We start from the raw sequence: 24661 nt of genomic DNA, 5'->3' as shown, positions 1-24661 counted from the left end.
AGTTGGTGGCGCCTTTAAAGCAAAACCATGTAGTTGCCGACTTGCGCAGTGCGATCCCACTAAAGGGAGAAGGCGTGTTATCGGGTCTGACGGTATCGGTGAAAGATCTGTTTGATGTTGAGGGGACAATCACGGGTGCAGGGTTGCCTATATGGGCAGAAACAGCGCAGCCAGCAACTCAGCATGCAGAAGCTGTAACAAGGCTGTTGGATTCTGGGGCGCAGTTGGGTGATAAGACGCAATTGGATGAATTAGCGTATTCCCTTGCAGGAGACAATAGTCATTATGGACTGTCACTCCACCCACACAGTGATAACCATCTGTCAGGTGGATCCAGCTCTGGCGCGGCAGTGTCCGTTGCCAGAGGAGAGTCTGACATTGGGCTTGCCAGTGACACCGGAGGCTCGGTAAGAGTGCCCGCGAGTTACTGTGGCTTATATGGCTTAAGGCCAACCCAGAACAGTATCTCGACCAAAGGAATGGTTCCGCTAGCACCTCGGTTTGATACCGTTGGGCTGCTGACTCGCGATATGCAGGCGCTCAAAAAAGCCAGCTGTGTGCTGCTCAATCACAATGAGCTGCAAACCTTGGCACTGCGTAAAAGTGTCGATAGGCCGCTGGCTTGGTGTGAGGCGCTATGGAGTGGTGTCGACGCTAAAACGAAACAGTTGTCGCGGAAACTTTTTAACACTTACGAAGGCGAAAAGATGCAACTCGACCCTCCAGTATTAGACAGTAAGCAGCGAGCAGCGTGTTTTTCAGTGTTGCAGGCGGAGTCTATCTGGCGTACGCACTACGAGTGGTTATCCGCGCATAAAAATAGTTTTGGAGAATCGGTTCGTCAACGTATTGATTGGGGAGAATCTATTCCTTTAACAAAGCAGATTCAAGCCGACAAATGGCTAAAACAGTGGCGTGATGCATTGCCATTTTGGTTACCCAAAGGTGTGGTGTTGATGTTACCCACAACCCCAACTACTGCCCCAACAGCAGAGAGTCTGTTATCTGCCCATGGTACGGCCAACAATAATTCAAGAGAGCAGTTATTAGGATTGACAGCAATAGCAGGTTTAAGCGGTTGGCCTCAGTTAAGCTGCCCAATTCTGCCTGCGAGTACACAACTAAAGTCTGATGTGATGGAAGGCAAAGTCAGCGTACATTCAATAAGTTTTTTAGCCCATCAACATCGAGAACTGGATCTGTTCGATATGGCGCAGCGTGTTCTACGCGTATAGTACAATAATTGGGCTTTTTTTAATCAAATCAAAGGAGTGAGTATGCAGCTAAGCCGCAACAAAACGGACAATGACACCCAATATCACGCCGCTGTAACTGCCCCTCATAAAAGTGCAGCTGCTGCAGGTGAACGCATTCTGCAACAAGGCGGTAATGCGATAGAGGCGTGTGTTGCTATGGCGAGCGCGCTGACAGTGGTGTACCCGCACATGACCAGTTTAGGTGGTGACGGCTTTTGGATGATCCATAAACCGGGCGAGGCGCCGATAGCACTTAATGCCGCGGGCAAAAGTGCGCTGGAACTTGGTCAATGCGAGTTTGGCGCGCATTTACGCGGCCCCAAAATTGCCTTGACCACAGCCGGCGCGGTATCGGGTTGGAAAGAGGCGTTACAGCGTTTTAAAGGCTCGCTTAGTCTGGACAAAATATTTGAACCGGCGATCTTGTTGGCTGAATCTGGTTTTGAAGTAACGGAGACCTTAAAGGCAGGCATTGAGAAGCTGCATACTGACTACCCAAGCAGCAACTTTACGCAGGTGTTTATGCCCAATGGCGTGGTGCCAAGCGTGGGAGAGAAGCTTTGCTTGCCGGCACTTGCCCAGACTTATCGTCGCTTAGCAAGCGATGGATTGCAAAGCTGGCTAGATGGCGAGCTTGCCAAAGAGAATGCCCACTTTCTGAAAGAGCAGGGCAGTCCAATCCGTTTTCAAGATCTCTGTGATACTCGCGCAGCGTGGCAAACTCCATTGTCCATATCGACTCAATGGGGGGCGTTTTTTAATTTGGCTGCGCCCACACAAGGCAGTGCATCACTGTCGATCGTTGCGTTGTTGGACAAGTACATTAGCGCCAAATCAGTCTCACAAAGCCATTCTCAAAGTGCAACCGGTGAGGAAGAACTGCTGCATCTACTTATCGAATCCGTTAAGCAGGCATTTGATTGGCGTAACCAGCACTTGGCGGATAGTGATGCGTGCCGGGAAATGCAGCATCAGCAATTGAGCGACGCTGTTTTAAATGGACAGCTCACGAGTATTACTGACAAAGCCGCACCTTGGCCATCACCGGGCCCCATTGGCGATACCGTGTGGATGGGTGTCGTTGACAGTGAAGGGCTCGCAGTGAGTTATATTCAAAGCATCTACTGGGAGTTTGGCAGTGGTTTGGTTAATCCAGCGACTGGAGTGGTGTGGAATAATCGTTCACTAGGCTTTAATGTTGACCAAACACACCCTAACGCTATAGCACCAAACAAGCAACCGATGCATACTCTTAATCCTCCTATGGCATTGCTTAACGATGGCTCTCGTTTAATTTATGGCACTATGGGTGGTGAGGGGCAACCGCAAACTCAAGCGGCCATTATTTGGCGACATCTCGTGCAAGGCCAACCATTAGAAGAGGCCATTAGCGCTCCAAGATGGTTGTTAGGCAAAACATGGGGCAAATCGGAAGATAATCTTAAATTGGAGCAGCCACTTTTTGACCTCTATGGGACTCATCTGATTAACAGAGGTCATGATGCGGTTGCTGCGCCAGCATTGGCTGAGTTTTTTGGTCATGCCGGAGCGATTCACGTAAGTGACACCGTCACACGATGTTCGAGTGACCCACGCAGCGATGGTGCTGGGATCCTCGTCAGTCAATTATTACAAGGTAATTCATAATTCATGGAACAACTTACACTACTTTTACCGGTGTTTTTTGCACTGGTCGCGACGGGTATTGTCGCAGGAATTTTAGCGGGCTTACTGGGTGTCGGCGGTGGCATTGTTATTGTGCCGGTGCTGTACTTTTTGTTCCAAGGGTTTGATGTGTCTCCTGTTTCAGCGATGTTAATTGCGACTGCCACGTCGCTAGCCACCATTGTACCAACCTCTATCAGCTCTATACGTTCGCACCATAAAAATGGCAATGTTGACTGGGACCTGATTCGTTGGTGGGCGCCGTTCGTCACCGGAGGGGTGATCTGCGGCAGCTTAATGGTCGCTAAAATTGGTGGTCCATGGTTGACCGGATTGTTTGGTGTAGTTGCGACGGTTTCGGCAGTAAACATGCTGTTTCGTGCCAATGCAGCACCCTTGTCAAAGCAACTTCCCGCTAAGGCGGGACAAGGTGTAATGGGCACTGTCATCGGATGGCTTAGCTCCATGGTGGGCATTGGTGGTGGTACGTTAACCGTACCGACACTCACTGCTTGCAACTTTCCAGCGCACCGCGCAGTAGGCAGCGCAGCAGCCGTAGGGCTTCTAATTGCACTGCCGGGTGTGATCACCATGCTGTTAGTAGGCACAACGCCTGATGATGCCCCCTTTGGCAACGTCGGGTTAGTCAACTGGTTAGGCTTTGCCTGTATCGTGCCGTTAACGGTGGTGTTTTCCCCAGTGGGCGCTCGAATAGGCAAAGCACTCGACAGCGTGATGCTCAAAAAGGTGTTTGCGGTGACGTTGGCCTTTACTGGCATCCGAATGCTAATCCAAGTCTTATAGCCATTCTTATTTGACCAGATGACCAGATGACCAGATAAACAGGTGCACTCGTGCACCCAAGTAAAAACGATTAGAAGAACAATAAGGAAATAACATATGGACATGTTTGAACGTTTATCGCCTGCGCCGCGTTTGTTAATGGGGCCAGGGCCGATAAACGCATACCCAAGAGTATTGCAAGCCATGAGTAATCAGCTCATTGGCCAATTTGACCCTCAGATGACCGATTACATGAACCAGACTATGGCGCTGTATCGAGGCATTTTTCAAACCAATAACGAAGCGACGGTTCTTATTGATGGTACAGCGCGTGCCGGTATCGAGGCAGTATTAGTCTCTTTGATTGAACCTGGTGACAAAGTATTGGTGCCGATATTTGGTCGATTTGGCCATCTATTAAAAGAGATCGCGGAACGCGCTGGTGCACAGGTTATTGCCTTTGAGGTGCCTTGGGGAACGGTTGTACCGGAGTCCACCATCGAATCTGCCATTAAGACCCACCGGCCGAAATTATTGGCACTGGTTCAAGGTGATACATCGACCACAATGTTGCAACCGCTTGCCGAAGTTGGCGAGATCTGTCACCGACACGGAGTGTTATTTTACTCTGATGTAACGGCGTCCATCGTAGGAAATGAGCTCAAAAGCGACGAGTGGGGACTGGATGCTGTTTCCGCCGGTCTTCAAAAGTGTTTGGGCGGTCCTTCGGGCTCGGCGCCCATTACATTAAGTGAAAAAGCCGTCTCTCTAATTCGCTCACGTAAACACATTGAAGAAGGGATCCGTACCGATGATCATATTAGTGGCAGTAACAGTCGAATAGCGTCTAACTATTTTGATATTGGTATGGTGTTGGACTATTGGGGAAGCGAAAGGCTTAACCACCATACAGAAGCTAGCAGTATGTTGTATGCGGCGCGCGAGTGCGCGCAGCTTAACTTGCAAGAGGGCTTATCTAAGGTTATTGAGCGTCACCAACGTGCTGGCGCGGCGATGAGCGCAGGGCTCACTTCGATGGGGTTAACGCTGTTTGGCGACCAAAGCCATAAAATGAACAATGTAGTTGGTGTTGTTATCCCTAGTGGCATTGATGGTGAGGCTTTGAGAGTCGCGATGCTTACTCAGTTTAATATTGAAATAGGCACCTCGTTTGGACCTCTGCACGGCAAAATCTGGCGCATTGGCACAATGGGGTACAATGCTCGCTTAGATACTGTACTCACTACATTGGTCGCTTTGGAAGCGTTGTTAACGCAGGCTGGGGTTCCCGTAAATCAAGGGGCGGCGTATCCGAGTGCTCTTGCAGAGTTTTCTTGTTCACGACATGCTGTTGATGGTGTGAACCACACATCACAGGCTACTGCTACTGAGGAGGGTTAAATGAACGAAACGTTAACTTCTCTAGACTCAATCACTGCAGACGCTAACAGCTCAATGACTAACGAATTGGCCGCGCGAGCATTAGATTACTGTGAGCAGTTGGCTTTGTTAACTCAGACGCCAGGCCAAGTCGACCGTCGATACCTCACCAAAGAGCATCAACAGGCTAACCAAACACTGGTTGAGTGGGCAAGTGAGTATCAACTCAGTAGCTGGCAAGACGCAGCGGGCAATCAATGGCTTAGATTGCCAAGTGCTAATACTAATGCCAAACGTCTCATTATAGGCTCTCATACCGACAGCGTTCCCAATGCAGGAAAGTACGATGGGGTATTGGGCGTGGTGCTTGGGTTGGTCATTTTACAGCAGTTGTCCAAGCAACAATCGCAGTTTGACTATCATATCGATGTTGTTGGTTTTGGGGACGAAGAAGGCACCCGCTTTGGGTGTACGTTACTGGGAAGCTCAGCCATCGCTGGTAAGTGGAACCCTGCTTGGCGAGAGCTTACCGATGCTGACGGTGTAAGCCTTGCCCAAGCGATGCACGAGTTTGGACTCGATGCGTCTAAAGTCTCTCGTGCCCACGTCGACAGCAATGAAGTACTTGGCTATGTAGAACTGCATATTGAACAGGGGCCTGTGCTCGAAGAGAAAGATTTGTCGTTGGCGGCGGTGTCTTCGATTGCTGGCGCGAGACGCTTTGACATTGAAATTCATGGCCATGCTGGGCACGCAGGAACAGTCCCTATGGCATTGAGAAGCGATGCGCTAGTGTGCGCTAGTCGATGGGTCGAGTCGGTGTACCAACGAGCAATGCAAACCGCTCACAGCGACCATCCTGTAGTGGCCACGGTGGGTAAAATGCAGGTGATGCCAGGAGGGGTAAATGTTATTCCTGGTAGTGTGGTGTTAAGCTTGGATATTCGAAGTAGCAGCGATGCGGCTCGAGATGCGGTCATCGAATCACTACAACAGGATTTAGAGCAGCTGTGCTCTGAGATGCCCAATGGCCGTTTAAAATGGCTTCAAACCCACAACGCAAGTGCTGTAGCTTGCGATCCTCTTATGATGAAGCGCGTGCTCACAATAATGGAACAGTTAGGTGAGTCATCGACTTGCTTAGTGTCTGGGGCAGGGCACGACGCAATGATATTGGCCGATAGAATGCCGGTTTCAATGATCTTTATGCGTTGCGAAGGGGGAGTGAGCCATCACCCAGCCGAATCGGTAACTCAGCACGATACTATGAAGGCAGTGCAATCACTGCTGCTCCTCGTGGAATCATATGCTCACCAGTGATTATGCTTGTCCGCTGATCTAAAGTGGTTCATCGCTTGGCTTAGTGATGTGGATTGTGAGTGTCACTTTTAGGAAATTTCCGCAATAGCGGCTATGAATTACTGTATCTAGCCGTTAAATACGTTAATTTTGACTATCTTGAAATGTTTACACTTGGGAAAAGGAAAGTCGTCATGAGAGCCCTAAAATACGTAGTCACAATCATCTCGTTGTTAGTCAGTTTTTCCAGCTTTGCTGCGCTAACGGCCACTAAAGTTGAAAATTGGATGGCAGCGATACCGGCAATTGAGCAGTGGTCCAGTGATAACGGCGACATTCTCGAGCAATTTGATTCTAAAGTTCAAGGATTGAGCGACGAAGAAGCAGAGGCAATGCTCAAAAAAGAGTCATTTTATCCTGAGTTTTCAAAAATGATTAGTGGGTATGGCTTCGATAGCATAACCGAACTCAAAGAGACCAGTTTCGAAATATTTGGTGCGGCGATGAGCCCCGAGATGGTCGCTCAAATGGAGGAAGGTCTTGCGCAATCAGCCGCCATGCTTGAGAGTGAATACGCAAACGAGGCGATGAAGGAAAATATTGAAGCTGGCCAAGCGGCCATTACTTCGTTACTCGAATACGCCAAACAAACCACCGACTCCGACCGTGAAGCTATTGCGCCTTATCTCACTGAAATAGAGCAAATGATGAATAACTGATCACGAATACGCAAGCAGCAGGGATAACAGCTCCTGCTGCGAGTGGGTGTTTGTCTTTCGCAGCAATACTTTAATGTATTTGCGAGTCGTTTCGTAACTCACCTCCATACGTTGCGAAACTCGCTTTCCAGATAGACCTTGCGCTAAATAGCATAAGGTTTGATACTCTCGCTCGAAAAGGTTAAACATTGGTTTTGTTCAATTAATATCGCGTGGGGTTGGCATAATTAGTGTTCTCCATTATTGCCTCTGTTTAGCCCATTCTAGCAGCGCCTCTAGCATCGCCTTCGCTTTCGCCGGTTGTCCAATACGACTGGGATAGACGACATACATGCTTGAGTGTTCGATATTCAGCTTTGGGCTTACCTGTACGAGCGTTCCATTTTCTAGTTCATTTCTCACCATGCCTTTTGGCATCACACCAAAGCCAATATCGGCTTTGATCGCCTCGATGGTTGCACGGGCATTATTGGTGATTAAGCGATGAGTCAGTGGGACCTTGGTGCCTTGCCAGTACAACTGTTGATTACCTTTATGAGTTCGTGAGGTGTGAGCCCCCACTACACCCACGCTAGGTAACGCGGATATTTCAGCGATCGATTTTGGGTAGCCGTGGGTATTCATAAACTCGGGTGTCGCAACAGCAATCCATTGGGTGTCGAACAGTTTTCGATACACCAATGAACTGTCTGCAATATCGTTAAACTCAAAGCGTACGGCGAGATCACACCCTTCTTCTATTAAGTCAATATCGTTATCGGTTTGAATGATCTCCAAGCTTACTTGTGGGTAAGCATTTAAAAATGGGGTGATCACCGAGTCGATGACCACATCCAAAAAATTATGGGGTACCGCTACTTTTAAGTAGCCAGAAGGTACTTGATTCAGCTCAGCAATGTAGTTGTCTGCTTGGTTTAACGCATTGAGCGCATCCAAACAATAGTCCAGATATTGTTCGCCAGCAGGAGTCAGCAGCACCGAACGTGTTGTGCGCTGTAAAAGGCGGATGTTCAATCTATTTTCTAACTGCTTCACCTTGCTACTGGCAGTGGACTTTTCAATGTTTAATGCTTGCGCTGCCTTGGTAAAGCTTTGCAGTTGAGCGACTTTGGCAAAAATACGGATTTCGTTTAGATCATTGTTCATATTTGAAAACAGTGCGTTGTATTTATTTGGTATTGTTGATTCTGGCTGCTAATTCATAATTGTGCAATACAGAGTGACAAGGAAAACAATTATGGATATCAAACAACAATCAACGCGCTACGACTTGGGCTATCGACTGTTACACTGGGTTATGGCGTTTCTGTTCGTACTTATGTTATTGGCCGGGCAAGGGTTTGCTAGCGCAACCACAGAGGCCGATCGCTTAGTAATGCTCACAGGCCACTCAAGCATAGGCAGTCTAGTGATCATATTACTGCTAATAAGGCTAACTAAACGGTTTGTTATTCGCTCCCCAAGACCGGTGCACCCTTTACCTAGTGCACAACGAGCGGCCGCACTCACCATGCAATACGCGTTGTATCTGTGCATGATAGCCATTCCAGTTACTGGTATTTTGACCGCGCAGCAACATGAATTGGCTGTGAATGTATTTGGGACGTTTAACCTGAGTAACGCCTCAGTTGACGGTTACAGTGAGTCAACATTCATGTCGATGCGTTCGCTCCATGAATCGGCTGTTAGCAGCTTCAAGCTACTACTCATTGGACATATTGGAGCAGCGCTGTTTCATGGTTTTGTGAAAAAGGATGGGGTGCTGCGGTCGATGTGGTTTAAGCGAAATAAAAAACAGCGGCAAGCGGATGTTCAGAAAAGAAGAGCATTGTGATTACGCCAAAAAAGCCTCTCGATGAGAGGCTTACTATTATATAGGGAGGCTGTGTCTTATAGGGTATTGGCTAAACAGAATTAGCTTAATGCCAAAAGAACTTTTTCTATTTTGGCATTTGGTATTGCAAGTAGATTATCCCCTACATACCATTCAATTTTTGACTGCATAGGGTTATCGGTTCGCTGCGGGTTACCAATCCAAACTCCGTGCTCTTTGGCCAAGGTATCGCGAATGTTGACAGCGCTCTCATAGCTGTGAGGCAGATAAAGGTGCAACATGTTCGCGTTTGGTTTCACTGGCACGGGTTGCAATGTGGGGTAGTGGTTGAGCAGTTGGTAAAGCTCTTGGGTACGCTTAAAGAGGTCTGGCATGGCGTCGATACGTTGGTCAAACTGCATCATTGCTGATACCACGTAAGGTGTTCTATGGTACAAGTTGCCACCAACACGCTGCATCCACACTTTTGCCGCATTAATCATAGATTGACTGCCGCACAGCATAGAGCCACCCATTCCACCTATGCCCTTATACAGTGAGACATAGGTGGTATTGAATCCTGAGCAGATCTCTTTATAGCTTTTGTCGTAAAAGGCTGAGCATTCCCACAATCTTGCGCCATCCATATGCATGTGAATATTGTTGCGACGGCAGTGAGCTTTGATTTCTTGTAGCTCTTCCCACACTGGAAGTTGTCCACCGATTTCCCTCATCGGCAGCTCATAGAGGACCGCGGCTATCGGATCGACAATTTGAGCTAAGTCATTGGTTGTCCACGGTGAAAATCGGTGCCCGACAGGAAGGACATTGAAACGGTTTTGCAGTTGAAATCCTTGATTTTCATGCAAAAGAATGTGACTACTGCTGTGCATCACAACGTTGGACTTGCCCGATTGTTGGGTGACCATTTCCAGCAAAGTCGGTTGCGTCATAGTGCCAGAAACGACGAACATCGCGGCTTCATAGCCTAAAAGTGTCGCAATTTTTGATTCAAACTGTTGCAGTGTTGCTCCATCACCGTAAACGTCATGGTCGACTTGGTGCTTTTCACACCACGCGGCCATTTGCTCAAAATGTTCGGCAGGTGTTGGCTCGGCATTTCCTGGAATATGAATAGAGCACTGATTTTTTAGCTGTTGTGACATGGTGATTTAACCTGAAGCTTGATGGTTTAAGGTATTAGATTGCGTAATTCAATTGTGTTGAGTCGCTGAACACTTTTTGCGTTGGGTTGAGTCACAGCGCTCATCATAGCTGTTGCGACATCTTCGCCAGAAATAGGCACATACTTTTTCAACCCTGCAACCATAAGTGGCTCTATCCACTTAGATACCCGTTGAAGTAATACTTCGTCTTTGCGAGTGGTTTCTCGCTCACCCGATAAGGGGCCCGGCTGGGCAAACACTAAGCTGTCAAAGCCCAAGGCTTTGACTTCTTGTTCCATCAACCCTTTACAGCGAAGGTAGTGCGATGCTGATTTGGCATTCGCGCCAATGGAGGACACGACAGCAAGGTGGCGAACGCCAGCAGTTTTCATTTGCTCGGCAATATTCACGACCAAGTGGCGGTCAATGGCTTCGAGCGCGTCTTTAGAGCCCGCTTGCTTTATCGTTGTCCCAAGGCAAATAAACCCATAGTGATAAGTGGTTTCAGTACCTGGCTCGACTGGCACAGCCAGTGGGGAGTGTATCGCAACCTGTAACTTTTCTGCCTGAAAAGGTAACGGTCGTCTGCTAAGCGCAGTCACACTGCAAACATTGGGCTCTAGTAGCAACTGCTTAATAACTGAAGAGCCAATTAAGCCCGTGCTACCGGCAACAATGACAGTGGAATTTGACGGGAATGTCATTGAATATCCTTGTTGAACTTAGCTCGCGTGTTGGGCGAGGTCTATGACTAAAAAGTGGCTGGAAATTGACGGATCGTCTGACCAATGATGTCGAGCGTTTCTTGGTCCAAAACAACGTCAAATGCAGCGATATCTTCAATGAGTTGCTGCTTTGAGGTTGCGCCAATAATAGTCGACGTGACGCCGTCGACTTGCTTGCACCACGCCAGCGCCAATTGTGCAGGCGTAAGATTGGCTTGCTTAGCAATGTTTACGTAACACTCGACGGCTTGATGAGTTTGAGGCGTATCTCTGTGTAGACCCCGCGGATTGCTGATTGACCAGCGACTGCCTTCGGGGCGGGCACCATTTGCGTATTTTCCGCTTAAGACACCACTTGCAAGCGGTGACCAAGGTAAGTAGGCAACATTCTGATGCACGCACTGTTCAATAAGATAAGGCCAATCTTTTAGGCTCAGTAAGTTAAATTCATTTTGAATAGAGACCATTTTGGGGAGGCCGTGCGTCTTAGAAAGCTCTAAATAAGTGGTTATCCCCCAAGTGGTTTCGTCTGAAAGGCCGACATGACGGATTTTACCCATTTTTACGCAGTCATCGAGAGCATGTAATATCTCCAGCATTTGGTTACGTTCGTGCTGAGGATCAACGTCCGTAAACCGAATTTGACCGGGCCACTGCTTGCCAAAATGGGGAGAAGTTCGATTTGGCCAGTGCAGTTGATAAAGATCGATGTAGTCGGTTTGTAATCGCTTTAGAGACTGGTCAACGGCTTGAATAACCGCTTCGCCAGTAATAGGTCCGCCATTTCGAACCCAAGGAAGACCCGTCCCCGCAATTTTTGTAGCGATAGTTAGGTCTTTACGTTGGTTTTGGTGTCTTGCGATCCAATCACCAATAATGGCCTCTGTTGTGCCGTATGTATCGGGAGTAGGGGGCACTGCATACATTTCTGCTGTATCGATGAAGTTCACCCCTTGCGCCAATGCGTAGTCAATTTGCTGATCCGCATCGGTCTGGTTGTTTTGTTTACCCCACGTCATACTACCAAGGCAAATATTCGACACGTTAATATCGCTGCTGCCTAGTTTCACATAATCCATTCTGGCTTCTCCTTGCTGGTGTATCACTACGTTAGCACAATTGATTGTGCCAAGCGTAGCTAAAGCGGCATAACTCGGTTTCGACCCAGTTGTTTCGCTTCATACAGCAATTTGTCCGCTCGCCCAATCAATGACAGCGCACTTTCTTTTTCGTCTATCTCGGCAACGCCAAACGACGCGGTAATAGAGGAAACACTGCGGCCACTTTGCTTGTCTTTAACCGCGATTTTCTCAATCGAACGTCTTGCAGTTTCGGCATAGTGGCGAGCAATGCGCAAATCTTTGTCTGGTACTATGAGTGCAAACTCTTCACCACCATAACGATACGCACTAATGCCTTCACGACTCACGGCTTTTAGTCGATTGGCGACGGCACGGATCACCGCATCACCAAGTAAGTGACTGTAGTCATCATTCAGCTTTTTAAAGTGGTCCAAATCCAGCAGAACTAGACTGAACGCATCACCACTTGCGCAAAGCATCTGTATATCTTTGTCAAACGCTCGGCGATTGTACAAGCCAGATAAGGCATCAAACAAAGCATCCTTTTGGACTTCTTGAAGCTGCTGTTTAAGTTTGGCAATTTCGCTGGTTGCGTTGTTTAGTTGGCTAGTGAAAAAGCTGGTGGAATGGCGTATTGATTTTGACTCTTTTACCAGCAGCCGAACGGTGTCCATAACCTGGTCCATCGATAGGCCTTCGTTTTCCACACGCTCGAGTTGGGCGAAGCTGGTGTCTATTTTTTGTGAAAAATCGGAGCTGTCTAATAGTGTTGTGTTCATGGTGCTCGATAACTCGGCTACCATAAGTTCTAGGTTTCTTTTTAGCTCATCAAAACTGGTTTCTTGCGTACCGGCTATGTACTGTTTATAGAGTGTTTCGTTGGTACTTGGAGTGCACGGCTTCTTTTCTTTGACAATTGAATCTAATGAACTGTTTAGGTCTGGGTTAGACTGTTCAACATAGGTATACCACAGTGCATAATTGGGCGGCGTAGCGGCAACTTTATGCTGCATCATCAATGGAACAGTTTGCTTTAATATATGTGTTGCTTTGGCGATGTCGTCTTGGCTCATTTGAAGTCCATATAGCTCAGAGCGGTCTTTAGTTATTGTTATAGTATTCCATACGTTTACAAATTGACACCGCTGAGGCTAGATTAACCTTATATTCTTTACGTATATCACGCCAAATTAGTATTGAAGCGTGAAATTTTTTGGTTCGCTATCCTTTAGGCGTGCGATTGCATGCGCAATTACGAAGCTGTAAGGTGGAATGCTCTCAGAATATGGCTTCTTCAAATTGTTCATAAGGCATTGGTAAAATGATTAAATTGATCGCTCTAGATCTCGACGGTACGTTACTAAAAAAAGACAAGACAATTTCACCTCGTACACAAAAGGCCCTTGCGGATGCACACGCTAAAGGCGTAGAAATTGTGTTGGCGTCGGGCAGGCCTAATGTTGGTATCGCACCGATATGGGAACAGCTCAAGATAGCGTCGAAACCCAATTACATGATCAGCTTTAACGGCGCATTATCGAGTAATTTGACTAAGGATAAAACGTTACTGAGCAAAGGTATCACAGGCAAAGACGCGAAGATGATCAAACAAGAAGTCGATAAACTTGGCTTGAGTATGCACGCATTCTCGACCGTCCACGGCGTCATTACACCTCGTCACAACCCTCAAACCGCTCATGAAGCTAAAGTAAATAAAGTCGATGTCACTGAATATAACTTTGATGACTTAGAAGATGACCATCCGATCATCAAGGTATTAATGGTCAGTGAACCAGAGCGTTTGACCGATGGAATTGCTAAGTTACCCAATCATTTGGCCGAGCAGTTTACTTTGGTACAAAGTGCACCCATCTTTTTTGAGTTTTTAAACCCAGAAGTGAATAAAGGGGTGGCATTAAAGGCCATCGCTGAAGACAAAGGGATATCGATGGACGAAGTTTTAAGCTTTGGCGACGCTGGTAACGACAGAGCGATGTTGCAGATGTCCGGCGTAGGTGTTGCGATGGATAATGCGGATGAGGACACTAAGGCCATTGCGGACAGAGTGACGGCGAGCCATGAAGACGATGGTATCGCGCTGGTTGTTGAAGAACTAATCCTTTCTTAAAACAGAGGCTTAATACAAAATGGTGTTAAAAAAAATGGCTCAGCTAATGCTGAACCATTTTTTAGGATTCATCTTTCGCCGCTTTGTTTCTTGCCGCTTCGGCGCGAATTTCGTCAGCCACGATTTTAATCGCTTGGCCGGTGCTGATACCTTCCGACATCATTTGCTGGATTTTTTCTACCGCTTGCTGCTGTTCTTTGTGAGAAAGCTGGGGAAGATCATCAAACATATTTGTGCTCCTATGTGTATGACGGCGCACTATAGTATTAATCGTCGCCAGTATCAATGCCGCGTTGACGCCAGTTTAACTGTCGCCATCTGCTGTTAGTGCGTCTGTGAACTCAAAGCTCCTAGCGCAATCAAAAGCAGAACCAAAAATGCTGCCTAAAGCTTGTGTGTTTTAGGCTATACTGCCGCACAAAATCAATTCCCATTTCCAAGGCACACATGTACCAACTTTGTTTTTCTCTCGATCAGTTTTTAGAAACCTACTGGCAAAAGAAACCCACAATCATCAAGCAAGGCTTTCAACAGTTTGTGGACCCACTCTCTCCCGATGAGTTGGCAGGTCTAACTCTGGAAGAAGAAGTTGACTCTCGCTTTGTGTCAAATATTGACAGTCAATGGATTGCTGAGCATGGGCCGTTTTCTGAAGAAAAGTTTGCCGAGCTTCCCGAAACAAACTGGTCTTTTATTGTGCAAGCTGCAAATCATTGGCATCAAGGTGCTGCGCAATTGGTCGAACCGTTTAAAGGTATGCCTAACTGGTTGTTTGACGATGTAATGATCAGTTTTTCAACCAAGGATGGCGGTGTAGGCCCACACATTGATCAATATGATGTGTTTATCATTCAAGGTATGGGGCGTCGTCACTGGAGTGTAGGCGATAAAGATGTAGGTCAGTATACCGAAACAAACCTAAGCAGTGGGTTGCGTCAGATTGAATCGTTTGATCCAATCATCGAAGACGTGCTAGAGCCTGGTGATATTTTGTATATACCACCTGGTTTTCCTCATTGTGGATATGCATTGGAGCCATCACTTAGCTACTCGATGGGATACCGCTCTCCAACCGAGCAAGAGCTAGTCAGCAATTTTGCCGATTATGTGTTGGCACATGATGTGGGTAACGAGCACTGGCAGCAGCCTAATTTGTCCAAGCAGGCCCAATATGGTGAGATCAGTGCTTCTGCGCTCGATGAATTAACTGAAATGTTGACCAGCGCCTCTTACAATCCAGATATGGTTGGGGACTTTATGGGCTGCATGCTGAGTCAATCTAGGCATCAACTTAATATCGTTCCTACCGAGCAGCCATGGAACCCACAAGAGCTTGCAGAGTATTTGCAAGCGGGCAATGATCTTACAAAAGTATCGGGTTTGCGGGTGCTATTTCATCAAAACGATCGCAGCAAAGTGTTCATTAATGGTGAAGTCTTTGCTGTGTCACCATCAATGGTGGCTTGTGTGAATAGTATGAGTGATAAAGAAGTCCTCGCCATCGAGGATACCTCAATAGATGCTGAAGTATTAGAACTACTGTGCACGCTGTTAAACAAAGGGTATTGGTTTGCCGGTTAATGCCCACCAAAGCATTTTTCTGACCAGTTAATGACTTCGATTGGCATAACAGCCAATATAAAACCGCATTGCGAAGGATGGCAATGCGGTTGTATGCGTTATAAAAAGACGATTACGCGTCTTGATTTAAAATGAGCGGTTTAACTATGGGTCTTCCTGTTGCGTCAAAAAACAGGTTAGGTTTACTTTTACCGATCACTTTCCATATTAGTATTTGCCCCGCAACTTTCGCGAGAGTCAATTTGCTCGATTTTGGCAAGTGAGGATTGTTACCTTGTTGGTCTTCTGCTTGTTCACTGTACACAGTACCAATAACGGGTCCAAAGGTTTTCTCTAGGTTGTGCTCTGGTGCGATAAAACTTGGCAGTAAACCAATAAAGGGAATAGTGGGCTTAGGTACCGTACCAATTGGCGTATCACAACAAGAGGTGTACCAGCGATTCATACCTTTGGGGGTTAACCTCATGCAGGCGACATGTTCCATTCCTTTATCGATCCGAAAGTTAGAGGGCGCAACTTGCACTGCCTCCGAACCGCCAAACTCATCGAGCAATTCCTTTCCATGTTCGAACTGATTAGAAAACTTGCGGCAATCTTTACAGTAGCAGATCAAGCGATTACCACTTTTTGGGGTAACGTCTTTTAAGCGTCCTTGTACCTCTCCGCATTTACAGCTGAGCTTCACGTCGGTCATTTGCTGTCCCTAGGTTATTGTTATTGAAAGTAAACAAAATGCTTGTTGTGCAAAATACTACGGAACGGCGATCTAGGCAACTGAGGGCAACAGTCGTGATGGTAAGTGTTTTGACAGGCCACTCTTCTTGGTACACTCTGGGACTACATTATTTTGCATTCATCGAAAAGGTTCAAAAAGTATGTCGTTAATCGCAAAGGGAACGCTAAGCAAAATGAAGTCTAGCTTAGGTGGTGATGTTCAATACAGATTGCCTGTGGGCGAAGAGTTGGTTGAGCTTAATCAGTTTCTAGAAAAGCCGCTAACACTTGTGCACACAGGAAACATTTTTTGCTCGTCTTGTGGAAAAAAGACCAAGAAGAGTTACTCTCAAGGTCACTGCTTTGTGTGCATGAGAAAGCTGGCCAGTTGCGACATGTGCATAATGAAGCCCGAAACTTGCCATTACGACGTGGGGACCTGTCGTGAGCCAGAGTGGGGCGAAGAGAACTGCATGATTGACCACTATGTGTACTTGTCTAATACCTCAAGCCTAAAAGTGGGTATTACGCGGCATAACCAAATTCCAACACGTTGGGTCGATCAAGGGGCCACGCAAGGCTTGCCGATTTTTAAAGTGAAGACTCGCCATATATCGGGCCTAATCGAAATTGAATTGGCAAAGCAAATCTCAGACAAAACCAATTGGCGTACTCTGCTTAAACAAGACGGAGAGCCTATGGATTTGGCTGAGAAATTTTCCAAGTTATTGCCGCTGGTAGAAGATACGTTAACCGAAATCCGACAAAAGTTTGGAGACGATGCGGTGCAAGTGCTCAATGGAGAAACTACTGCCATCTCATATCCGGTGAATGAGCATCCCGTGAAAATCACTTCGCATAATTTCGATAAGAATCCCGAAGTGACGGGGACATTGAAAGGGATTAAAGGGCAGTACCTTATCTTTGATACTGGTGTTATCAATGTCAGAAAATTCTCCTCTTATGAAGTGAAAGTGTTTGCTTAGGTCAAGCTTATCGGCAAACACTATTACTTGAAATAGACGACGTACGCGCCCTCAATATGGTTATTTATTGAGGGCGCATTCGTTTAACGAGTTGAACTTGGGCATCGTGAAGCGGGCCGTCTTACACGACACTCTGCATACTTAAAACGGTATGGGTAATGTAAAGCCGCTGTCTTAATATTTCGTCAAAGTCTATAGTCAATATTGCTGCAACACCTGTTTGCAGACTAAACATTCATCAACGAAAAAAGGGACTTTTTTATGACTCACTCTATGTTTAAACTCTCATTGGTTACTGCGTGTATCTGTTTTTCTGGTCAAGTGTTTTCCCAGGCGCCAAAAGTTCCCACAGAGCCTCCTTACATTGTTTTAAGCAACAATCTGGATGAACCAAATGGCTATGGATTTTGCTTAGACACCTATGGACGCGGTCAATCTGAACTGATGCAAACGCACACTTGCAAACCCAAAGCGCCTGAGGGCTCACCGAGAAATCACTCTGGACATGACGTGAGATTTGAATACGATGCTAACACTAATAGGGTCCGCTCTTATGCGTATGAAGGCTTGTGCATGCAGGCACTTTTGGCCACAGGCAAAAGCGAAATCGCGTTACTCGATTGCAGTGAAGCAAAGCATCAGGGTTTTGAGTATCGAGAGGGTGACAGTACGTTCAGGCTTCAAGCAGACACAAGTTACTGCTTAACTGTTGTCGCGGAAACACAAGTTGCGGGCCCATGGGTCAAACGCGCGCTACAAATGATTCCATGTGATGAAGCAGAAGCCAGCGTTAAGCAGTGGACCGTCGTTCGTTAATGTCCATCGCCCGTTTTCCATCCTCTACCACAGATATTGTAAAAATTTCTTCTCCTATGTTAATGAATTGTTTATCTTGCTGGTAAGACCATTCAAGGAGGATGTGATGGCTGAGCAAAAGCGAGTGACTTACACCATTGACGAACAGGGGATTGCTACGGTTTGTTTGAATAGAGCAGACAAGCTTAACGCTATTGATATGGGGATGTTTCAGGCCGTAAATGCCACCACACGAGCCCTTAAAAAAGATCCGTCTGTGCGAGCTGTGATTGTGAAAGGCAACGGCAGTGACTTTTGTTCAGGGCTTGACGTTAAATCCATTCTTACCAGCAAAACCGACGCTATGAAGCTGCTCTTCAAATGGTGGCCATTTTCACCCAATGGAGCACAGCGTTTTTCATTAGGGTGGCGTGAGATCCCTGCTCCAGTGATTTTCGCTATTCATGGCCGCTGTTGGGGTGGTGGCTTACAACTTGCCAGTGGTGGGGATTTTCGTATTGCGACTCCAGACGCCAGCTTTTCTATTATGGAAGCAAAATGGGGGCTGATCCCTGATATGGGTGGCGCTATCGCGTTTAGGGAATTGATGCGCAAAGATCACACCCTTGAAATGGCCATGACCGCAAAAGAGATCATTGGAGAACAAGCCAAAGAATATGGTCTAGTTACCAAGATTGAGGAAGATCCCTTTGAAGCGGCTTACGCGTTAGCTTTAGAGTGCATCAATCGCTCACCCGATGTGCTCGCTGCAAACAAAAAGCTGTATCACAACACATGGTGGTCATCGCCAGGCAAAGCTTTGTGGCTTGAAACCTGGTATCAGATTAAGGTGGCACTTGGAAAAAATCGCGCTATTGCGGTTAAAAGGGAGCGCAAACCTGACGACAAGAAAGACTATATCGCTCGTCAGTTCAAGTAGACTGATTGCTTACAAACTTTGGCTTACAAACTCAGTAGTACCAAATTTGAGCTCACGAAATAGTGGCTAAGCAAAACAGTGTTATGCGCACCTCACTTCTTTATTGGAACGCCTTGGGGCACACTTTGAGCCCCTTGGGGATATCAACCCAGTCTAGTTTTTCTTGCGTCCAGATATGAGCGGTAGGTTCAAAAAGGTGAGCCGACTCGCTATCGACTGGCTTTAATTTGAGTTTAACCGTGGCTTGGTCGTCTGGATTGAAATGGTAAATCCGATTTCCACAATTAGGACAAAACTTAGCACTATTGGTATTGCCACTGTCCGAGCTACGTGACCATTCATCCATTTTACCACTGAATTCGATGTCGTCTTTCGCAATGATTGCGGTGACACTGTATGGGGCAGTAGAAAGCTTCTGACATTCGGTGCAATGACAGGCAAAAACTCCCTTTGGTTTGTTGTGCAATGTATAGCGCACTTGCCCGCACTGGCAAGATCCCTTAACCGGTTTTTGCATAGTGATGAAACCTCTGATTTATTTACGTTCGAGTTAACCTTATTTCAATAATAGAGTAAGAATGTTCATTGTGTTGCTAACGTGATTCAGTGCCTATCACTTAATTGCGAACAAGCAATTAATTCCTCGAGTAGTGGATGACATTTGGTGGCTTAGCGCAGTTGCGTTACTATACGGTCCCATTCTTTTTAGCGGCCTATTTTTTGGTTTTATGCTGACATCGTTAAAGTACATCCAAGGCTACCCAGAGCACATTACAACCCCAGTGACTCAGTTGGCCGAGTCCGGTAAGCTCACTCAGTGGTTCGAGCAAAAATACCCTCAGTCTCACCAGTTTAAGAGTGAAAAAGCACTGTTCGATTACGCGATGCAGCTTAAAAATCGCTATATGCGAAAAACAGCGCCGTTAAGCAAAGTGGTATACGACAACAAAATTCATTTAGTGAATAACGCATTGGGTCTGCACAGTTACGTTAGCCGAGTTCATGGCAGTAAAGTAAAAGCAAAAAACGAAATCAGAATATCAACCGTGTTTCGGGAAGCCCCAGAGCCGCTTCTAAAAATGATCGTGGTGCATGAGCTGGCGCACCTTAAAGAGAAAGAGCACAACAAAGCGTTTTATCAGCTATGTTGTCACATGGAGCCGGATTACCATCAGCTAGAGCTGGACGCGCGTTTATTTCTTATTTGCTTGGAGTTAAAAGGGTCATGAGCAACAATAAAACCAAAGCGACACTTTTAGTCTCCAAAAACAAATCCAAAGCGGGTTTGCACCCAAATAATCGCCATCAAGGTCGCTACCCAATGAAGGCGTTGTGCCAAGTGACCCCTGAACTGGGTGAACACCTAATCACCGCCAAAAGTGGTGACTTAAGCATTAATTTCTCCGATCCTAAATCGGTCAAATTACTGAATAAAGCGCTACTTGCGCACAGTTATGGTGTGCAGCAGTGGGATATACCTCAAGGGTATTTGTGCCCGCCTATCCCAGGGCGTGCCGATTATGTCCATCGTTTGCATGAAATGGTGTGTCGTGATCTCGACAGCAATGATGTGTCAGTAAACGCATTAGACGTTGGAACAGGGGCCAACTGCATCTATCCAATTGTTGGTGCGAGCCAGTATCGTTGGAACTGTGTTGGCTCAGACATCGACCCAGTATCAATCAATAATGCTCACAGCATTATAGAAAACAATATTCATTTGAAAGAGCACATTGAGTGTCGTCTTCAAGTGAATGATCGCCACTTCTTTACGTCGATTATTCAGCCCAAAGAGCGTTACCACGTAACGATGTGCAATCCGCCGTTTCATAAATCGATGCAAGACGCACAGCAGGGAAGCCAACGTAAAGTCGCTAACTTGTCGAAGAACAAAGGGCAGGGCGCGAGCAAATCATCAAAAACGGCAACGCTTAATTTTGGTGGCCAAAGTAACGAGTTGTGGTGCTCAGGTGGTGAGGAAGCTTTTATTCGTAATATGGCGTTGGAAAGCCAAAAATTTGCCGAACAAGTGATCTGGTTTTCGACACTGATTTCGAAAAAAGAGAACGTTCGTCAGTTGAAACGTGCACTAGAGAAAACCAGCGCACTAGAGATGATGGTTGTCGAGATGAATCAAGGTCAAAAAGTAAGCCGCTTCGCAGCATGGACATTTATGGGCAAGACTCAGCGTAAAGCCTTTGCGGTTTCAATCAGCAAATAACATTCTCTACGACTGGTTATACATCCGCTCAAAGTTTTTTTGATTCCACCCAACCATGACTTGATCGCCAATTTTTAGTACAGGGATTGAGCGGGCGCCTATAGCTTGCAACTCTTTACGGCCGCGCTGCATTTTTGCGTTGGTTAGACGGTATTTGTACCCTTTCGAGTCTAGGTAACGTTGAGCTTCTTTGCAGTGAGGGCACTTATCACCGACGTATAAGACAAGTCTTTTCATGAGCATTTATGTGTTTGATAATGACGTGAGCAGTGTAATTGAGACGGCCGTAAAATGGAATATGTACCGTTACACGCTGAAATAACGATTGCGCACAGATTTAGCGATAAAATTACGTTATAACGATGTTTGGACTTAAGAGTGAGCAGAGTATGAGTAAGATTAAAGGTTTCATTGTAGTAGCTTTGGCGTCGCTACTACCGAGCGTTGCGACAGCCAGTGAACGAGCCCAAGCAGCTTGGGATTGGATTGAGCAAGACGCGGTAGTCATAGATGTTCGAACTGTGGGAGAGTTTCAATCTGGCCATTTACAAGGTGCGCTAAACATTCCAGTAGGCGAACTCGATCGAGCCGATCTTTCCTTTCTTGCTAAAAATCAACCTGTTGTCGTGTATTGCCGAAGTGGCAATCGCTCAGGTAGCGCAGAGCAGATCTTGCTGTCAAAAGGCTATGTAAAAGTACATAACGGTGGTGGGCTGAATGAGTTGATGTCAGTAAAGTCGAAGTGACACCTGCTTAATGTATAGATGTTGTCTTCACTATTACTCTCCACCAAATACTGACAAGCTAAGTAGCGGCGTAGAAGCCACAAGCCACGCTATAAACGTGGCTTGTGTGTTGCAATAGCGTTAGTAAATACGAACCGTTGGCATGTTTTCGCCAGTTTCTCCGTCATCGTCGCCTAAAGTATCACCATAGTATTCTGGTATACCCATTTCTCCATACTCATTATAACCCCAGCACTTCACTGTTCCATTGGTTAAAACTGCGCAGGTCTGATAACCCATGCCGGTAATGTCGCTCACCGTAGAGACAGCACCCAGATCGATGCGAGCTAGGTTGTCGCCCATTTCACTTAATGGAATGGCCAAATCCTCGTCATTTTCATCTTTACCATCACCGAGAGTGTAGTCTGAGTTACGGCCATCAGGAATGAGTTCACCATCGCCCCAGCATTTTACCGTATTGTCATTGAGCTTCGCACAGATATGATAGTAGCTTATTGCAATATCGGTTGCGTATAGGTCTGTGCCGAGTTGAATAGCAGGAAGGTTGTTGCCCATTTCATTCTCTTCATCACCAATATCGAGATCACTACCTTGACCAAGTTGACCGTAGTTATTATCGCCCCAACATTTAAGATCATTATTGTCCAAAATTGCACAGGTGTTGGCATAACCGGCATAAATCGCTTTTGCCGTTCGCCCAGTTCCAAGATCGATATAGTCTAACTTGTCTCCCATTTCGGTTTCGCCATCAGCCAAATCAACATTGTTTTCATCTTTACCGTTGCCGCGATAAACTTCATCTCCATAGCCAAGTTGACCATTATTATTGCGGCCCCAACACTTAACATTTCCCCCTCGAAGCAATACACAGTTGTGCAAATAGCCCACACTAAGTTGTTCTACGAATTCATCTGTGCCAAGCTCAACCTCTGCGAGAGCATCCCCCATTTCTGCTCCGTGATTATCGCCAATTCTCATACTGTTATCGTAACCTAGAACGCCATGGTTATTGCTACCCCAACATTTGATCTCGCCAGCATCAGAGAGTGCACAGGCATGGTCTGACCCAACCCCGAGTTCTTTAACAGAGAAATTCATACCTAAATTCAACACAAATAGATTGTCTCCAAGTTCATCTTCTGTATCACCTAGAGAGCCGCCGTAGATAGATGAATCCGCTCCCATTGAGTCTCGGTCACCTACGCATTTTGCTACTCCACCTTCAAAGATGGCGCAACCAAGGTATTCACCAACGTGAACAGAGAGGGGAACGGTACTACCAAATTGACCGGCAGGAAGGTTTACTCCCATCTGAGAGTCGTACTCACCATACTCTTCCGAACCCGTATGGAAAAACGTATTGTTGTCACCGTAGCCCCAACATTTAGTCAGGCCGTCGATGGAAGTAGCACAGGTAGAGTAGTAACCCCCATCCACTTCAGAAACTACTGGTAAAATAGACAACTCCAGACTGTTGTTGTCACCAACGAAAAGAACGCCACTGCTAGAGACAGATAAGTTAATAGTTTCACGTGCCTCTACTTCTGCATCATCGACAATGTCGATGTCGATAGTTGCTTTTGTTTCACCAATATTGATTACAGCATCGGCTGGCAAATAGTCGCTGAATTGTGTTGCGTCGTCGCTTTGATAGGTCACAGCCATGGTTGTAGATTCACAGTGCGCATTATCTAGCGTTAACGTCACTGAGGTCGTAGCAGCGTTTTCGAGTACTTCAATTGAAGATTCATCGAAATTGATAGTGTTGACGTCGCTATCTGGTTCTATGACACCAAATGCTGAATAACCACCAGAAAGCTGGAGTATTAAATATTCGGTACATTCGTAAGCGGTGTCATTATTGAGCGATATTTCGATAATGTTTTCAGTTTCTCCAGCCTCAAATACAATGGATCCTGCTGCTGCCGAATAGTCCTCGCCTACCGTTGTGGTGACGTCTATTGTTCCATAGTTAAAACTTTGAGCGACTTCACTAGCTTGGTTGAGTAGGACAGTAAAAGTAAGTGAACCGTCAGCTTCATTAGCCATTACGTCGTTTACGGTCAGCAAATCTTGGCCGGACTCTCCATCTTCCCCATCAATACCATTGCACACAACTTTAGTCTCAGTGACTTCGCTATTATCTAGGACGCCGTTGCTATTGAGGTCGATGCCCAAGTCGATGCTAACTCCGCCGTTTGGACAAACTGAAAGATCACTATCGAGCTGATACGTTTGAGTCAGAACAGAGCTGCTGCTGCCAGAACTGTTTTCGTTATTGCTACCTGAAGAATCGTCACCACCGCATCCAGCGAGAGCGAATAGAGTGATACACCCTAAAGCATTCAAAGGTTTGATATACATCCACTGCTACCTTGTTGTTGATACATTAATTAACCCCACAAATAGCGTGGATGTTAATGATAATTGTTATCAATATTTTAACGAGGAAGGGTGGATGTGAAAATATCTAACTCTTTAGTTTATTAGCTGGAAGTAAACAAAATGTTGTAATTCTTGATTTTGAGATATGTTACATGGGTTTATCTATAAAACGCTACATAACTTAATTGCTATAGTAGTTAAAAGTGTATGGCTGGGCTGCAGTCATTTACATAAAGTCTCTGTGTTAATACCGGGCTTCTGAACCTATCCGGCATGT

Annotated in this window: 26 protein-coding genes; 15 read left to right on the top strand and 11 right to left on the bottom strand. The window is 46.3% G+C overall.

What is annotated here, in order from left to right; genetic code table 11:
* Positions 1–5 precede the first annotated feature (5 nt).
* The 6 genes from JQC93_RS20260 to JQC93_RS06340 all read left to right on the top strand — a co-directional run bounded on the left by JQC93_RS20260 (position 6) and on the right by JQC93_RS06340 (position 7102).
* Complete coding sequence (locus tag JQC93_RS20260; RefSeq protein WP_328833536.1) at positions 6–1235, top strand: amidase family protein; 1230 nt, start codon at positions 6–8, stop codon at positions 1233–1235.
* A gap of 42 nt (positions 1236–1277) precedes the next feature.
* The gene (locus JQC93_RS06360; protein ID WP_205157638.1) at positions 1278–2903 is read left to right on the top strand and encodes a gamma-glutamyltransferase family protein; all 1626 of its coding nucleotides are present in this window, start codon (positions 1278–1280) and stop codon (positions 2901–2903) included.
* 3 nt (positions 2904–2906) lie between these two features.
* Positions 2907–3725, top strand: coding sequence for a sulfite exporter TauE/SafE family protein (locus JQC93_RS06355; RefSeq protein WP_084887626.1), 819 nt, complete (start codon positions 2907–2909; stop codon positions 3723–3725).
* A gap of 96 nt (positions 3726–3821) precedes the next feature.
* Positions 3822–5105, top strand: coding sequence for a pyridoxal-phosphate-dependent aminotransferase family protein (locus tag JQC93_RS06350; RefSeq protein ID WP_205157637.1), 1284 nt, complete (start codon positions 3822–3824; stop codon positions 5103–5105).
* Entirely contained in the window at positions 5106–6404 is a 1299-nt protein-coding gene (locus tag JQC93_RS06345; RefSeq protein WP_205157636.1) for an allantoate amidohydrolase, read from the top strand. It begins immediately after the preceding gene.
* 173 nt (positions 6405–6577) lie between these two features.
* Positions 6578–7102, top strand: a complete 525-nt coding sequence (locus tag JQC93_RS06340; RefSeq protein WP_205157635.1) for a hypothetical protein — start codon at positions 6578–6580, stop codon at positions 7100–7102.
* Here the strand turns inward: JQC93_RS06340 and JQC93_RS06335 are convergent, their stop codons facing one another.
* A complete protein-coding gene (locus tag JQC93_RS06335) occupies positions 7103–7291 on the bottom strand; it encodes a helix-turn-helix transcriptional regulator (protein ID WP_205157634.1) in 189 nt (62 codons plus the stop codon). It lies immediately after the preceding gene.
* Between the two features lie 51 nt (positions 7292–7342).
* Positions 7343–8248 carry a LysR family transcriptional regulator gene (locus JQC93_RS06330; RefSeq protein ID WP_205157633.1) on the bottom strand — a complete coding sequence of 302 codons (906 nt, stop codon included), beginning with the start codon at positions 8246–8248 and terminating at the stop codon, positions 7343–7345.
* A gap of 91 nt (positions 8249–8339) precedes the next feature.
* Here JQC93_RS06330 and JQC93_RS06325 point away from each other — a divergent pair, with 91 nt between their 5' ends.
* The gene (locus JQC93_RS06325) at positions 8340–8936 is read left to right on the top strand and encodes a cytochrome b (RefSeq protein WP_205157632.1); all 597 of its coding nucleotides are present in this window, start codon (positions 8340–8342) and stop codon (positions 8934–8936) included.
* A gap of 80 nt (positions 8937–9016) precedes the next feature.
* Here the strand turns inward: JQC93_RS06325 and JQC93_RS06320 are convergent, their stop codons facing one another.
* Genes JQC93_RS06320 through JQC93_RS06305 form a run of 4 tightly spaced genes read right to left on the bottom strand, consistent with a single transcriptional unit; the run spans position 9017 to position 12961 of the window.
* A complete protein-coding gene (locus JQC93_RS06320) occupies positions 9017–10081 on the bottom strand; it encodes a threonine aldolase family protein (protein WP_205157631.1) in 1065 nt (354 codons plus the stop codon).
* Between the two features lie 26 nt (positions 10082–10107).
* On the bottom strand, positions 10108–10785 hold the full coding sequence (locus tag JQC93_RS06315; protein ID WP_205157630.1) for an NAD(P)H-binding protein: 678 nt from the start codon (positions 10783–10785) through the stop codon (positions 10108–10110).
* Positions 10786–10832: 47 nt separating this feature from the next.
* Positions 10833–11885 carry an aldo/keto reductase gene (locus JQC93_RS06310; protein ID WP_205157629.1) on the bottom strand — a complete coding sequence of 351 codons (1053 nt, stop codon included), beginning with the start codon at positions 11883–11885 and terminating at the stop codon, positions 10833–10835.
* Positions 11886–11944: 59 nt separating this feature from the next.
* The gene (locus tag JQC93_RS06305) at positions 11945–12961 is read right to left on the bottom strand and encodes a GGDEF domain-containing protein (protein ID WP_205157628.1); all 1017 of its coding nucleotides are present in this window, start codon (positions 12959–12961) and stop codon (positions 11945–11947) included.
* A 248-nt stretch (positions 12962–13209) separates the two neighbouring features.
* On the opposite strand from JQC93_RS06305, the gene JQC93_RS06300 reads away from it, so the two are divergent.
* Entirely contained in the window at positions 13210–14016 is an 807-nt protein-coding gene (locus JQC93_RS06300) for a Cof-type HAD-IIB family hydrolase (RefSeq protein ID WP_205157627.1), read from the top strand.
* Positions 14017–14077: 61 nt separating this feature from the next.
* Here JQC93_RS06300 and JQC93_RS06295 read toward each other — a convergent pair whose 3' ends face one another.
* The gene (locus JQC93_RS06295) at positions 14078–14245 is read right to left on the bottom strand and encodes a YoaH family protein (RefSeq protein WP_084887663.1); all 168 of its coding nucleotides are present in this window, start codon (positions 14243–14245) and stop codon (positions 14078–14080) included.
* A 218-nt stretch (positions 14246–14463) separates the two neighbouring features.
* On the opposite strand from JQC93_RS06295, the gene JQC93_RS06290 reads away from it, so the two are divergent.
* Complete coding sequence (locus tag JQC93_RS06290; protein ID WP_205157626.1) at positions 14464–15597, top strand: ribosomal protein uL16 3-hydroxylase; 1134 nt, start codon at positions 14464–14466, stop codon at positions 15595–15597.
* 112 nt (positions 15598–15709) lie between these two features.
* On the opposite strand, the gene JQC93_RS06285 is transcribed toward JQC93_RS06290, so the two are convergent.
* Entirely contained in the window at positions 15710–16291 is a 582-nt protein-coding gene (locus JQC93_RS06285) for a DUF6151 family protein (protein ID WP_205157625.1), read from the bottom strand.
* Positions 16292–16472: 181 nt separating this feature from the next.
* Here JQC93_RS06285 and JQC93_RS06280 point away from each other — a divergent pair, with 181 nt between their 5' ends.
* From JQC93_RS06280 to JQC93_RS06270, 3 genes are all read left to right on the top strand, one after another.
* A complete protein-coding gene (locus JQC93_RS06280; protein ID WP_205157624.1) occupies positions 16473–17297 on the top strand; it encodes a DUF2797 domain-containing protein in 825 nt (274 codons plus the stop codon).
* Positions 17298–17570: 273 nt separating this feature from the next.
* The gene (locus JQC93_RS06275; protein ID WP_408068592.1) at positions 17571–18113 is read left to right on the top strand and encodes a hypothetical protein; all 543 of its coding nucleotides are present in this window, start codon (positions 17571–17573) and stop codon (positions 18111–18113) included.
* 106 nt (positions 18114–18219) lie between these two features.
* The gene (locus JQC93_RS06270) at positions 18220–19032 is read left to right on the top strand and encodes a crotonase/enoyl-CoA hydratase family protein (protein ID WP_205157622.1); all 813 of its coding nucleotides are present in this window, start codon (positions 18220–18222) and stop codon (positions 19030–19032) included.
* A 100-nt stretch (positions 19033–19132) separates the two neighbouring features.
* On the opposite strand, the gene JQC93_RS06265 is transcribed toward JQC93_RS06270, so the two are convergent.
* Positions 19133–19549: a GFA family protein gene (locus JQC93_RS06265; RefSeq protein WP_205157621.1), complete on the bottom strand. Its 417-nt coding sequence runs from the start codon at positions 19547–19549 to the stop codon at positions 19133–19135.
* 211 nt (positions 19550–19760) lie between these two features.
* Between JQC93_RS06265 and JQC93_RS06260 the strand changes: the two genes are divergently transcribed.
* Both JQC93_RS06260 and rlmF read left to right on the top strand, forming a co-directional pair.
* Entirely contained in the window at positions 19761–20261 is a 501-nt protein-coding gene (locus tag JQC93_RS06260) for a M48 metallopeptidase family protein (RefSeq protein WP_205157620.1), read from the top strand.
* Positions 20258–21253 carry a 23S rRNA (adenine(1618)-N(6))-methyltransferase RlmF gene (rlmF, locus tag JQC93_RS06255; protein ID WP_205157619.1) on the top strand — a complete coding sequence of 332 codons (996 nt, stop codon included), beginning with the start codon at positions 20258–20260 and terminating at the stop codon, positions 21251–21253. Before JQC93_RS06260 ends, rlmF begins: the two co-directional genes overlap by 4 nt.
* Positions 21254–21259: 6 nt before the next feature.
* Here the strand turns inward: rlmF and JQC93_RS06250 are convergent, their stop codons facing one another.
* Complete coding sequence (locus JQC93_RS06250) at positions 21260–21490, bottom strand: glutaredoxin family protein (RefSeq protein ID WP_205157618.1); 231 nt, start codon at positions 21488–21490, stop codon at positions 21260–21262.
* Between the two features lie 152 nt (positions 21491–21642).
* Here JQC93_RS06250 and JQC93_RS06245 point away from each other — a divergent pair, with 152 nt between their 5' ends.
* The gene (locus JQC93_RS06245; protein ID WP_205157617.1) at positions 21643–21999 is read left to right on the top strand and encodes a rhodanese-like domain-containing protein; all 357 of its coding nucleotides are present in this window, start codon (positions 21643–21645) and stop codon (positions 21997–21999) included.
* A gap of 120 nt (positions 22000–22119) precedes the next feature.
* Here JQC93_RS06245 and JQC93_RS06240 read toward each other — a convergent pair whose 3' ends face one another.
* Positions 22120–24363 (bottom strand): Calx-beta domain-containing protein, encoded by a 2244-nt coding sequence (locus JQC93_RS06240; RefSeq protein ID WP_205157616.1) that lies wholly within the window; start codon positions 24361–24363, stop codon positions 22120–22122.
* Positions 24364–24661 lie beyond the last annotated feature (298 nt).

It is taken from the genome of Vibrio ulleungensis (assembly GCF_016900875.1).
GTDB lineage: Bacteria > Pseudomonadota > Gammaproteobacteria > Enterobacterales > Vibrionaceae > Vibrio > Vibrio ulleungensis.
The sequence above is the reverse complement of the archived record's forward strand: the minus strand, read 5'-3'. Positions and strand labels throughout refer to the sequence as shown.